We start from the raw sequence: 12,465 nt of genomic DNA on the forward strand, positions 1-12,465 counted from the left end.
CCTGCTCACCCCCAACCCGAGGACGTGATGGCGGATGTCTGAATCCGAACTCCCCGATGTGACGCACGTGATGGTCGGCTTCAGCATCTCCATGCTCGCCGACCTGGAGAAGCTGCTGCCGGAGCGCAGCGTCCTCGTCGTCGAGGAACCCGATGTCATCGCCGCCCGTGAGATCGACACCCACGCGACGGGCTACCGCTGCTTCGCGGGCGTGGTGCCGGCCCCGATCCAGCGGGAGGAGTCGGTGCACCTCGTCATCGAGGCCGTCGGCCGGCCGCACCGGGTGCGCGCCGTCATCCCGGGCGTCGAGTACGGCGTGATCGGCGCGGCCGCCCTGGCGGAGAGCTGGGGCCTCCCCGGTGCCGGCCTGGAGGCCGCGCGGACCTTCCGCAACAAGATGCGTCTGCGTACCGTGGCCGCGCGCGCCGGTGTCACCCAGCCGCGCTGGGTACAGGCGACCGGTCCCGCCGACGTGGCATCCTTCCGCGCCCGGCACGGCGGACACTGCGTGCTGAAGCCCGCCAATCGCCAGGCGAGCCTCGGGGTGCTGCTGCTGGACCCCGAGGACGACGTCGAAGCGGCATGGGCGGAGGCCGTCGCCGCGGACAAGTTCGGGCTGAGCGCCCGTCAGGGCGTCGAACCGCTCTACATGGTGGAAGAGGTGGTCCGCGGCTCCGAGGTCAGCGTGGAAGTGCTGGTGAAGGACGGGGAGCCGGTCTACTCGAACATCACCGCGAAGACGGTGTTCGACGGGCGCAACCCCGTCGAGCAGGGTCAGACCGTTCCGGCCGCCCTGCCGGACGTCGTCGTGAAGGCACTCGACGAATCCGTCACGGCGCTGATCCGGGAGAGCGGGTTCCACACCGGCCTCCTGCACTCCGAGTGGCTCCTCGCCGACGGTCACACCCCCAACCTGGTCGAATGCGCCGCCCGGCTGCCCGGCGACTGCATCGACACCCTGATCGACCTCTCCTACGGCGGCTCCCTGCTCGGGGACGTGCTGAACGTCCTCGGCGGCGGTGAGGTCTCCCGATCCCGCTCGCTGGTGGGCGGGGCGGCGATCCGGTTCATCGACGCGGCGCCCGGGGTGGTCCGCGGCATCACGGGCCTCGACGAGGCGAAGGCGGTGCCGGGCGTCCGGGAGGTGGAGATGGACGTCGAGGCCGGGGACCGGGTCGGGCTCGTCAGGAACTCCTGGGACCGCTCGGGCCACGTCCTCGCGGTCGGCCGTGACGGCGTCGAGGCCGCCGAGCGGGCGGAGCGGGCCGTCGCCTGCATCACCATCGAGACGGTGGCACCCGCCGGCGAATGACCCCACGCCCGTGACGGCCCGTCGGTCCATCCGGCGGGCCGTCGCTGCGGCGGGGGCAGCCCCCGGCCGGCGGAAGCCGGTGGCTGTCCCGATGCTCCCGGGACCGCCGGACCCATACGGTCGCCGCCCATCGCACCGGACGGCGCACACGGCCGTCGCCGCCGATCCGGCCCCGCCCCGCCCCACGGACCGGATCTACGGCAGCCGGGCGGCCATCGGTGCGAGTCCGAGGGCGGACAGGGCGGCCGCGCCGGCCGCGGCGTGCGCGCCCCCGGCGAGCAGCAGCGTACGCGCCCGCTGGTAGGGGCAGCCGGACGTCTCGAACGCCGTCGCGGTGGCGAGCAGCCCCGGCAGGTCACCGTGGAGCAGGGCCTCCGCCCGGTCGACCAGGGCGGTGGCGACCGGGTTCCCGGTGACCACGGCCCGGGCGGCGGCGATCCGCGCCGGGGCCTGCGGATGCCCGGCGAGGACCGCCGCCTCCGCCCGGATCGCCGCGTACCAGTGCAGCCACACCCAGCAGACCCACTTCCACACCTGTTCCGGCTCGGGCGCGATGCGCTCCAGGGCGGCCTGCGCGTCCCCGTGATGGAGCAGGACCATGGCGTCGAAGACGGCGCCGTGGCCGTACCGGTGGTCCTCCTTGCCGCCCGCCCGGTCGGCTGTCGCGAGCCAGGCCGCCCGGGCCTCGTGGTCGCCGCGCAGGCCGTGGATCATCGCGACGGACGCGGCGGCCGGACCGAGGGAGAACGACCGCTGCCGGCCGGCCTGCTCCCACGTGTCGAGGAAGCGCACGCCGCTGGTGAGCACGGCGTCCGCGTCGCCCGCGAACGCGTCCGCGACGAGCAGCCAGGACGTGGCGTGGTCGCCCACCTCGGCCAGCTGCGGACGGTCCGCGAGTTCGCCGCCCCAACGGCGGGCCGCCGGCAGCTCGCCCGTGCCGACGGCGGTCGCGGCGGCCATGGCGAGGGCGTCGATGAGCTCGTGCGTCCGGGCGGGGGTGTTCGGGGCCGACCTCAGGATGTCGATCCGGGCCCGGGCGGCGGCCGCGGCGGCGAAGCTCTCACCGGCCCAGCTCCGGGCGCCGGACAGCGCGTCGAGGGCCGCGGACCGGGCCACCGGGTCGCCCGCGAGCCGGGCGAGTTCGACGGCCCGTTCGGCGCACGCGACGGTGTCGGGCGCGGTGTTGTCCTCGACCCCCTGGACCGCGCCGAACGCGTCCGCGACCACCGCGGCCTCGGCGAGCGCGAGAGCCGCCTCGGCGGCCGGGCCGGCGCCGACGGCCAGCTCGCGCGCCCGCGCGAGCAGACCGGTCACCTCGTCGGCGGGCGGAACCCGGCCGGTGAACGTGCTGGAGAAGCGGTACGCGGCGGTGGCGGCGGCAGCCAGGTCGCGGGCGGCCCCGGCGGTGTCCCCGGCCCCGAGGGCGGCTTCGGCGGCGGCCCGGTGCAGGCGGTACATGTCGTCGCCGAGCCTGCGGCACCCGGCCACCCCGGCGGCCTGCCGCAACGCGGCGGCGGGGTCGCCACCGGCTTCGGCCGCGAGCGAAGCCGCCTGCTCGTATCGCTGTTGGGCCTCGCCCAGCAGGTTGCGGGTGAAGGCCGTCCCGGCCAGGGACAGGGCGAGACGGTACGCGTCCGCGCGCTGCCCCTCCCGGCCCGCGGCCCAGGCCAACGCGGCCCGCAGGTCCTCCGCGAGCGCGTCGAACCGGGCCCGCCAGTCCGGGCCGCCGCCCCCTTCGAGGCCGGCCGCACCGGCCAGGCACCAGGCCAGGTGGCGTGAGCGGACGTCGTCGAGCTCATCGGCGTCGGCCAGCCGCTCCGTGCCGTACTGACGGAGGGTCTCCAGCGCCTGGTACCGGGTACCGGTGTCGGACGGTGACACGGAGAGCAGGCTCTGCTCGGCGAGCCTGCCGAGCCCGTCGGCGACCGCGGCCGCCTCCAGCGGGGCGGATCCGGCCACCTCGGCGGCCGCCGCGGCGGTGAACGGGGCGACGAACGCCGACACCCGCCGCAGCAGCGCCCGGTCCTGCGGATCGAGCAGCTCGTGGCTCCAGTCGAGTACGGCCCGCACCGACCGGTGCCGCCCGTCGGCCCGGGGGCCGCCGGCCAGGATCCGGAGCTGGTCGGAGAGGCCGGCCGTCAGGCCGTCGAGACCGAGCGTGGACCACCGTGCCGCCGCCAGTTCGATGGCCAGCGCCATGCCGTCGAGCCGTTCGCACAGGGCCGCGATCCGGTCGCGCTCCGCCGGATCGGGGGCCCTGCCGACCGCCGCCGCCCGCTCCAGGAACAGGGCCACCGCCTCCGACTCGCCGCCGCCGACCCGCGACAGCGGCGGAACCGGGAAGACCCACTCGAAGGGCACCATCAGCCGGGCCCGGCTGGTCGCGAGCACCCGTATCCCCGGGCAGGCCACGAGCAGCCGCTCCAGGAACGGCGCCACCCCGTCGCGCACCTGCTCGCAGTTGTCCAGCACCAGCAGCGCCTGACGGTCCGCCAGCGCGGCCACCAGCGCGTCGTCGATGCCGCGCCCGGGCTGCTCGCCCACCCCCATGGCCGCCGCGACCGCCGCGCCCACCCGAGCCGGATCGGTGACCGGGACCAGGTCGACGAAGCACACGCCGTCGGCGAAGCCGCCCGCCGCGTCAGCGGCCACCGCCAGCGCGAGCCGCGTCTTGCCCACCCCGCCCAGCCCGACGGCGGTCACCAGCCGGCGCACCGTCACCGCCGCGGCCAATTCGGCCCGTTCGCGCGTCCTGCCGACGAACGCCGTCAGCGGCGCCGGAAGCGCGGGTGCCGGGCGCGCCCGCCCGGTGCCTTCCGGCACGGGCGCGCGCCGGGACAGCGCCCTCCGGTCCGGCACCTCCAACTTCCGCAACAGCGAGGACACATGCGACTCGACCGTCCGTACGGAGATGAAGAGCCGCGCGGCTATCTCCGCGTTGCTCAGGTGCTCCCCGAGGAGCGCGAGCACGTCGGCTTCGCGAGCCGAGATCACTGGAGTGGACACCGGGTCATTATCCGCAGTCCTCTCCGTGGTCCTTTCCGTGGTGGGCACGGAGGCGCCCCGTACCCCGCCCGGGCGAAGCTGTGACCACAAGACGACGAGCCCGGCGGACCACACCGGGCCGACCGGTTCCGCAACGACAGGAGTGACCGTGACCAGCTCTTCCACCCACGGGATGAAGACCGTGCTGCACCCCGTGTCCGACCTCGCCCAGGCCAAGGCGGTCTACACCGCGCTGCTCGGTGTCGAGCCGCAGACCGACGGGCCCCACTACGTCGGCTTCGATGCCGCGGGCCAGCACGTCGGCCTCCTCCCGGGCGGCGGACCGCAGGGCCTGACCTCCTCCCTGGCCTACTGGCACGTGCCGGACGTCGAGGCGAGGCTCGCCGCGCTGACCGCCGCGGGCGCCACCGTCAAGGAGCCCGTGCACGACGTCGGCGGCGGCCGCCTGGTGGCCACCGCCGTCGACCCCGACGGCAACCTCATCGGACTGATCCAGGACCGATGAGCACCCCGCCCCGCTCCCGCGCGCAGCGCCGTCGCGACACCGAGCACCGGCTCGGCCACGACGTCGACGTCTGGGTGGCCAGTGCCTCGGCGGACGGCGTCCCGCACCTGGTACCGCTGTCCTTCGACTGGGACGGCGAGGCGCTCCTCGCGGCCACCCCGGCGGAAAGCCCCACCGGGCGGAACCTGGCCGCGACCCGGACCGCGCGGCTCGCCCTCGGCCAGACCCGCGACGTCGCCGTCATCGACGGCCGCGTCGAGGTCCTCGCCCTCGACGCGCTGCCGCCGCACCTGGGCGACCGGTTCGCCGCACGCACCGGCTTCGACCCGCGCACCCTGACCACCCGCTACCACTGGTTCCGGATCACTCCGCACCGCATCCGGGCCTGGCGCGAGGTGAACGAACTGTCCGGCCGCGAGCTGATGCGCGACGGCCGCTGGCTCGTCTGACGCCCCGCCGGCCTGCCCCCCGCCCGCAAGGGCCCGACCAGTATCCGCTCGTCCAGAGCCCGGACAAGGAGATCCACCATGAGCACCAGCACCGACAACCGCGCGTACGAGGGGTTCACGGCCGAAGAGCGTGCCGCGATGAAGGACCACGCACAGGAACTCAGGAAGGCGGCCCGCCGCGGCGCGAAGGAGGACAAGGCGGCCGAGGCGGAACAGGACGTCCTCGCGAAGATCGCCGGCATGCAGGACACGGACCGCGTCATGGCCGAGCGCGTCCACGCCGTCGTCACCGCCACCGCCCCGGTCCTCGCGCCGAAGCTCTGGTACGGGATGCCCGCCTATGCGCTGGACGGCAAGGTCGTCTGCTACTTCCAGAGCGCCGAGAAGTTCAAGGCGCGCTACGCGACGCTCGGCTTCAGCGACCAGGCGCAGCTCGACGACGGCCCGATGTGGGCGGCCGTGTTCGCCCTGACCGAGGTGACCGCCGAGGTGGAGGCGCGGATCGCCGCGCTCGTGCGGCGGGCGGTGAGCTGAGGCGCGCCCGGTGGGCCGCCCCCGTCGCCGCCCGGGATCAGCGCGGCGTGCTCCCGGCGGCGTCGTCGGACCGGGACCGCGGCTGATCCGGACCGTCGGCCGGACCTCCGGGAGCACCCGCGGCCGGGGCGGCGGCGCGCAGCGCCGCCTCGACCCGGCGGTTGCCGGTCATGGTCGCGGTGACGGCGGTCATGGCGAGGAGGAGGCCTGCGGCGGTGCAGAGCGTGGTGCGCACGTCGTAGGCGGTGGCCAGCCAGCCGCCGAGGAAGGCGCCGAACGGGGCGGCGCACATCGCGAGCATGCGGGAGGTGGAGGCGACCCGCCCCATCAGGTGGGCGGGGACGATCGCCTGCCGGAGGGAGGGGCCGAGCACCATCGTGGCGCCCATACCCGCGCCGCAGACCGCGAGCGCGAGGCCGGCGACGTACGGGTCCGGGGCGGCGGCGAGGCCCAGGATCGCGAGTCCCTCGACTGCGGCCGTGCAGGTCAGCGCGGTACCGGTGCCGAGGTGCCGGCCGAGGAAGGAGGCGATGCCGGCCCCGAGCAGACCGCCGGCGGCCTCCGCCGTGAGGAGCAGGCCGAAGCCGAAGGCGCCGATGCCGAGACGCTCGTGCGCGAAGAGCGCGAGGACGGTCTCCACGGCGAGGAAGGCGGTGTTCCCGACCGCCGGGCGCAGCGCCAGCCCGAGCAGCAGCCGGTTCCCGAAGACGTACGAGGCGCCCGCCCGCGCCTGCCGCAGCAGCGACTCACGGGCCTGCGGTACCGGCCGGGCTACGGCGGGCAGCGACCGTACGAGCAGGGCCGAGACGGCGAACGAGACCGCGTCGGCGAGCAGGGGAACCGCCCGGCCGAGCGCGAGCAGGGCACTGCCCGCGGGCGGCCCGGCGAAGCCGGACGCGGCGGTCTGGGTGGCGCGCAGGCGGGAGTTGGCGCGCTCCAGGAGCGCGGGGTCACGTCCGAGCAGATCCGGCAGGTAAGCCGTGGCGGCCGTGTCGAAGAAGAGCCCGCCGAGGCCCAGGAGGAAGGCGGTGGCCGCGAGCAGCGGAATGCTCAGCACGTCGAGCGCGGCCGCTGCCACCGGTATCGCGAGCAGTGCCGCTCGCGCCGCGTCCGTGACCCACATCGTGCGCCGGCGGTCCCAGCGGTCCACCAGCGCACCGCCCAGCACCCCGAAGAGCAGCCACGGCAGCGTTCCGGCGGCCGTGACGACGGCGAGTGCCATCGGATCCCGCGTCAGCGTCAACGCCAGCAGCGGCAGCGCGGCGTGCGTCACCCCGTCGCCGAGCGAGGACACCGTCTGCGCGGCCCACAGCCGCCCGAACCCGGCCGGCGGCTTCCGGACGTCCGTGATCACTGGTCGCCCCCTTCGGCCTGCGGGCGCGTGGCCGGGTGGAACAGCGCGAAGACGAGCGACGTGTCCGGCAGCGACGGATCGGACAGCTCCCGGTACTCGTCCGCGAGTGCCTGCAGCCGCGCCCCCAGCTCCGTGAACTGCTCGTCGGTGAGCCGCAGATGAGCCATCCGTACGTGCCGCCCGGCATCCGCGGGCGCCGCCTCCAGGTCCGCCACCGCGTGCCGCATCAGCACGTCCGGGCCTCCCTCGCCCGGATCCGGCAGCACGATCGCCCGGGCGGCCATGGCGTAGTACCGCTCGGTGACCCCCCGGACCTTCCGCGTCCGCACCACCTTCACCAGGCCGGCCCGCTCCAGCAGCCGCACGTGGTAGCTCGAACTCCCCTTCGCGAGGCCCACGCGCTCGGCGATCTGCGTGATCGTCGCGGGCTCGAAGCGGAGCACGGCCATGATCCGGTGCCGGGTGAGGTTGGAGACGGCGCGCAGCTGCTCGTCAGTGGTGACGTGGAACGTCTCGGGAAGATCGTCGGTGGGCATGGCTCAATGGTCAACAACTCTTGACCATTGCGCAAGGGGTTTCCCGCACGCCGTTCGGACGACCTCCACCGCCCGTGCCCGGACCCTCCCGCGGGGACAGGGCCGGAAGCGGTGGCTCAGCGGGCCGGCGGGCCGGCGGGGAGGAGGCGGATGCCGGGGTAGTGCTCGGCAAGCGCGGCGGACACCTCGGGCTGCCGGGACATGCCCGCGGGCAGGACGAATGCCCCGCCGTGTTCGGGCGGGACGCAGCCGGCGACGAGGTGCCTGCTGACGACCCGTTGGTGCCTGCCGTCCGGCAGCCGGACCCCGGTCGACGGGTCGCGGCCCGCGACGGTGACGGAGCCGCGGGCGGAGATCTGGTCGAGGTCGGGCAGGTGGTGCCAGAGCTGCTGGGCCTGGTGGCTCTCGACGGAGCCGGCGAGGTTGGCTTCCAGGCCGTGGTGGTGGGCGTGGCCGACGAAGAAGCGGAGTTCGTCCAGGCCGAGGATCCCGGTGCGGGGCAGGCCCTGGGGAGAGAGGTCGGCGGCGTTGGTGTCGACGAGCTCGCCGCCCGTCGTGGCGACCAGGGACACCCGGGCGGCCTTGAGGAGGATGCTGGTGTCGAGCATGATCCCGTGCGCGCCCGCCGCGGCGGCGGTGTCGACCATGCGGGCGATCGCCTCCCGGTCGGTCCGCCTGGCGGTGGTCCAGCCGTACTCGGCGTGCCGGAAGAGGTCGTTGAGCGCCGCCCGGCTGTCCGGAGCGTCCCGCGGCAGCGCCCCGGCCTTGACCAGGTCGTCGAGCGTGGGCGGGGCACCCGGGCCGAACAGCGGCTCACCCGAGCGTGAGCCCAGGGCGTGGGCGTGGTCGGCGAGGTCGAAGCCGCCGGGGGCGTCCGGCGGTGCGGGATGGTACTCCCCGAGCGCCAGCAGCTCGCGGCGTACGGGGGCGAGCAGCCGGCGTTCCTCCCAGAGGCCGAGGTCCTGGGCGAAGAAGACCGCCATCACCCGGGTCGTCGCGTACGCGCCCGATTCCCGCAGCGTGGCGACGACTTCGGCCAGGACCTCGCGGGCCTCGTCGGGCTCCATGCCGTCCAGGCCGACCTTGACGACGTTGGCCGCGTCCACCCCCGTACCCATGGCCATGGCGACCCCGCAGGCGGCCTGCGCGGACTTGCCGGCCGTCTCGTAGCGGGACTTGCGCAGCGCCCGGCCGCCGGGGGCCCGCCGGTAGAGCAGCTGGTCCTCCCCGATGTTCGTGCTCAGCTGCACGGGCAGCGGCCGGTGGCAGGCCGCCACCGCGTCGGCGACGGCCCGGATGTGCCGGGGCTTGATGGTGCCCAGCGCACTGCGCGGGTCCTCGCTGTCGATGATCCGTGCCCCGCCGGCCACGGCCTCACGGGCCTCGTGGGCGTTGAACACGCTCACCAGCAGCCGCCGGTCGCCGCGTACGTCGCCTAATCCGTTGATCGTCATGGATCGAGGCTGTCAGACGACGCCCTCGGCCGGGATCGCTCGAACGGGTGTATCGGGCTCACGCGCCGCGCCGCCGCTGCCGTGGAGGAGATCAGGCGGGGACGGCGGTGAGGTGGTAGGTCGTGTCGATCCAGAAGCCGCCGGTCGTGCTGCCCTTGATCTCCAGGACGTACTGGCCCGGAGTGAGCGGAGCCATCCCCGCCCAGACACCCCACGCGAGGTGCATGCGCAGTCCCACGCGGAAGAGCGGGGCGGTGAACTCGCGCAGGTCGAGGGGGACACCGTTGAGGAACGCCTTCGCCTCCGCCACGTCGAGCTTCAGCGGTGTGCGGGAGTGGAGCTTCGTGTGCTGGACGTTGAGCACGGGGAAGAACACCGGCCGGTCGGAGGGCACCTCGCAGCGGCGGACCACGCGGCCGCCGTAGGTGCCGGCGAGGAACCAGAGGTCGTCGGGCTGCTGCCAGCCGGCGTGCTCACCGGTCGTGTCGGAGACCGGGCTCCGGTCGTCGGGGGCGGAGAGGGCCCACTGCCACCAGCGTGCGGCCAGGACACCGCCCTCCTGGTCGCCGATCCGCCAGGACCCGCCGCCCGCTGCCATGCCGTCCACGGCCCCCACCCTTCCCCCGGACTGTCGTTCAGTCCGCCTGATCGGTCGGGTGAACCCTACGGGCCGTGCCCGGGGGCGGATGCGGCGGGGGCGCCGTCGCCGGAGCGGATCCCGCCGGTTTCGGCATAGTGCGGACGCCGGACACTAAGTGACGCTACGTTGACCACGCGCAAGGCACCGTCAGCGACGAAAGGCTCACCTTCCATGCCCCGACTCGACCTCGCCCACCTGGCCCTCACGGCCGCACAGAACATCCAGGCCGCCGACGAAGTCCGCCGTGACCCGGCCGTCGTCAAGGCGTACAAGCGGTTCGTGGAGGACGGGGCACAAGCCCTGCGCTCCGGGGGCGTGCTGGCGCGCGAACTCCACTCCTCCTGGCTTCGCCACCGCCCGCCGGCCCCGGAGGAGCGGAACCGGTGAACGACTTCAGCGCCGAGGCCATGGGGCTCGTGATCCGCGAGCACCGGCAGGGCCGGAGCGTCCCGATGACCCAGGAGGAGCTGGCCGAGCGGGCCGACTACGGCAAGGGCGGCGCCGTCTCGGTCTCCCGGATCGAGCGCGGGATCGTCACCCCCGGGGAGCACCGCCTGGCCGCCATCGCCCTCGCGCTCCAGCTGACCCCCGGGCAGCTCAAACAGGAGGCGGAGGACCGGACCAGGTCCCTCGCCCTGGAGCGGGGCCAGCGTCCCGCGAAGTTGCGCGACCAGGTCGCGGAGACGAAGAGGCGCCACGCCGCGGTCAACGAGAAGGCGGCCCAGCGGTCGAAGATCACCCAGGAGCACGGGGAAGCCTTCAACCGGGCCCACGACCTCGTCCGCGACGGGTTCTTCATGCGGTTCGTGGAGCTCGCCGAGAGCATCGGCGGGGCACCCGAGCCGGAGATGCCGGGTGAGGAGGAGACCGGGAACAGTGGCGAGACGCCCGCGGCGATACGCATCGAGGCCATGTCCGCCGGGATCGCCAACGCGATCCGCGGCGCCGCCGCCGGGGGCGCGGCCGGGGCGGCCGCGGGAGGCGTCGCGGCCTACGGCGCCTTCACCGCCGCCGCGTTGTTCGGGACCGCCTCCACCGGCACCGCCATCTCGGCGCTGGCGGGGGCCGCCGCGACCAACGCGACCCTGGCCCTGCTGGGCGGGGGCACGCTGGCCGCGGGCGGGGCGGGCATGGCGGGCGGGATCCTCCTGCTCACCGGCATGGTCGCCGCCCCCGCGGCGGCGCTGGCGGCCACCGGCTTCTACGTCGTGAGGAAACGCCGGAACAAGAAGGAGGAGGAACGGCTGCGCGCCGAGGTCGAGGTCGCGGAGGCGGCCCTCGACCAGTCGCAGAGCGGCTTCGACACGATGGTCGACGCCCTGTCGCGCGCCACGGACCTCATCGATTACGTCGGCGTCCACGGCATCCACGCCCTCGAACGGTGGCGGGCGAGCCTGCCGCCGGAACCCCGTGACTGGGAATCCCTCGGGCCCGAAGGGCGCAAGCGCTACGAGGAGTTCGTCACCGTGGCGGGATGCTTCCTCGCCGCGAGCCTCATCAACGTCCCCGCCCTCCTCACGGCCGGGCCCGACGAGGTGCGCGCGATGGCCAAGGCCATCGACGAGACGCTGCGGTACGCGGACGGGACCGTCAGGTCGATCGTCTGAGTCCGGGTCCGGGTCCGGGTCCGGGGGAGGGGCCGGGCCGGGTCCCGCCGTGGTCGGATCCGGTCGGGCGGTGTGGCCGGGGGCGCGCCCGGCCGCCGTCGCACCGCGCTGCCCGGGTGCACCGCACCCGGGCAGCGGCCGTCCTGGCACGCCGGGGGCGGGGCGCGAAGACTCGGTGACGCCGGCCCGGCGGGCCCTCCCCGCCGGACGGCTCCACGCGCCATCGAGGGGAAGACAGGACATGACGAACGCAGCCAAGGTCGTGGCGATCACCGGAGCGAGCAGCGGCATCGGAGAGGCGACCGCGCGCCGCCTCGCGGCCGACGGCCACCACGTGTTCCTCGGCGCCCGGCGGACCGACCGCCTCGACGCCCTGGCCCGTGAGATCACCGCCCGGGGCGGCAGCGCCGCCTTCCGCGCCCTGGACGTCACCGGCGCGGCGGACGTGCACGGCTTCGTGGCGGCCGCCCGCGAGCGCTACGGGCGGCTGGACGTGATGGTCAACAACGCGGGCGTGATGCCGCTCTCCCCGCTGGCCGCCCTCCGGACCGACGAGTGGGAGCGCACCCTCGACGTGAACGTCCGCGGTGTCCTGCACGGCATCGCCGCCGCCCTGCCCGTGATGCGCGCCCAGGGCGGCGGGCACATCGTGAACATCGCCTCCGTCGGGGCGTACGAGGTGTCGCCGACGGCGGCCGTCTACTGCGCGGGCAAGTTCGCCGTCCGCGCGATCTCCGAGGGGCTGCGCCAGGAGTCCGCGGACGGCCTCATCCGCGTCACCCTCGTCTCCCCGGGGGTGACCGAGTCCGAACTCGCCGACTCCATCGGAGATCCGACGGCCCGGGAGGCGATGAAGGCGTACCGCGCCGTGGCCCTGCCCGCGGCGGCCGTCGCCGACGGCATCGCGTACGCCGTCTCCCAGCCGGCCGGTGTCGACGTGAACGAACTCGTGATCCGTCCCGCCGCCAGCGCCCAGTAGCCGGCCCGCGCGCAGGGGAACGGCCGGCTGGAGGGGGAGGGAGGGCCCGGGCGCCGGGGACGCGTACGTGTGAGGCCGGACGATCGGGG

Annotated in this window: 12 protein-coding genes; 7 read left to right on the forward strand and 5 right to left on the reverse strand. The window is 74.9% G+C overall.

All coding sequences use genetic code 11. The features are described from left to right. Positions 1 to 34: 34 nt before the first annotated feature. Entirely contained in the window at positions 35 to 1,312 is a 1,278-nt protein-coding gene (locus AC069X_RS04595) for an ATP-grasp domain-containing protein (protein ID WP_478725015.1), read from the forward strand. Positions 1,313 to 1,507: 195 nt separating this feature from the next. On the opposite strand, the gene AC069X_RS04600 is transcribed toward AC069X_RS04595, so the two are convergent. After that, positions 1,508 to 4,318, reverse strand: coding sequence for an ATP-binding protein (locus AC069X_RS04600; RefSeq protein WP_478725017.1), 2,811 nt, complete (start codon positions 4,316 to 4,318; stop codon positions 1,508 to 1,510). A gap of 172 nt (positions 4,319 to 4,490) precedes the next feature. Here AC069X_RS04600 and AC069X_RS04605 point away from each other — a divergent pair, with 172 nt between their 5' ends. The 3 genes from AC069X_RS04605 to AC069X_RS04615 all read left to right on the forward strand — a co-directional run bounded on the left by AC069X_RS04605 (position 4,491) and on the right by AC069X_RS04615 (position 5,806). Continuing rightward, positions 4,491 to 4,823, forward strand: a complete 333-nt coding sequence (locus AC069X_RS04605) for a VOC family protein (protein ID WP_478725121.1) — start codon at positions 4,491 to 4,493, stop codon at positions 4,821 to 4,823. Further along, positions 4,820 to 5,272, forward strand: coding sequence for a pyridoxamine 5'-phosphate oxidase family protein (locus AC069X_RS04610; protein ID WP_478725019.1), 453 nt, complete (start codon positions 4,820 to 4,822; stop codon positions 5,270 to 5,272). The genes AC069X_RS04605 and AC069X_RS04610 overlap by 4 nt, the downstream gene beginning before the upstream one ends. Positions 5,273 to 5,350: 78 nt before the next feature. Beyond that, positions 5,351 to 5,806, forward strand: coding sequence for an iron chaperone (locus AC069X_RS04615; protein WP_478725020.1), 456 nt, complete (start codon positions 5,351 to 5,353; stop codon positions 5,804 to 5,806). Positions 5,807 to 5,843: 37 nt separating this feature from the next. Here AC069X_RS04615 and AC069X_RS04620 read toward each other — a convergent pair whose 3' ends face one another. From AC069X_RS04620 to AC069X_RS04635, 4 genes are all read right to left on the reverse strand, one after another. Next, positions 5,844 to 7,160 (reverse strand): MFS transporter, encoded by a 1,317-nt coding sequence (locus AC069X_RS04620; RefSeq protein WP_478725022.1) that lies wholly within the window; start codon positions 7,158 to 7,160, stop codon positions 5,844 to 5,846. After that, positions 7,157 to 7,696: an ArsR/SmtB family transcription factor gene (locus AC069X_RS04625; protein ID WP_478725024.1), complete on the reverse strand. Its 540-nt coding sequence runs from the start codon at positions 7,694 to 7,696 to the stop codon at positions 7,157 to 7,159. The genes AC069X_RS04620 and AC069X_RS04625 overlap by 4 nt, the downstream gene beginning before the upstream one ends. 116 nt (positions 7,697 to 7,812) lie before the next feature. After that, positions 7,813 to 9,150, reverse strand: a complete 1,338-nt coding sequence (locus AC069X_RS04630) for a (5-formylfuran-3-yl)methyl phosphate synthase (RefSeq protein ID WP_478725026.1) — start codon at positions 9,148 to 9,150, stop codon at positions 7,813 to 7,815. Between the two features lie 91 nt (positions 9,151 to 9,241). Continuing rightward, a complete protein-coding gene (locus tag AC069X_RS04635) occupies positions 9,242 to 9,748 on the reverse strand; it encodes a hypothetical protein (RefSeq protein ID WP_478725123.1) in 507 nt (168 codons plus the stop codon). A 213-nt stretch (positions 9,749 to 9,961) separates the two neighbouring features. On the opposite strand from AC069X_RS04635, the gene AC069X_RS04640 reads away from it, so the two are divergent. From AC069X_RS04640 to AC069X_RS04650, 3 genes are all read left to right on the forward strand, one after another. Next, positions 9,962 to 10,177, forward strand: coding sequence for a hypothetical protein (locus AC069X_RS04640; RefSeq protein WP_478725028.1), 216 nt, complete (start codon positions 9,962 to 9,964; stop codon positions 10,175 to 10,177). After that, positions 10,174 to 11,397, forward strand: coding sequence for a helix-turn-helix domain-containing protein (locus tag AC069X_RS04645; RefSeq protein ID WP_478725030.1), 1,224 nt, complete (start codon positions 10,174 to 10,176; stop codon positions 11,395 to 11,397). The genes AC069X_RS04640 and AC069X_RS04645 overlap by 4 nt, the downstream gene beginning before the upstream one ends. A gap of 241 nt (positions 11,398 to 11,638) precedes the next feature. After that, complete coding sequence (locus tag AC069X_RS04650; protein ID WP_478725032.1) at positions 11,639 to 12,376, forward strand: SDR family oxidoreductase; 738 nt, start codon at positions 11,639 to 11,641, stop codon at positions 12,374 to 12,376. Positions 12,377 to 12,465 lie beyond the last annotated feature (89 nt).

This window comes from Streptomyces sp. NPDC043896 (assembly GCF_056435605.1).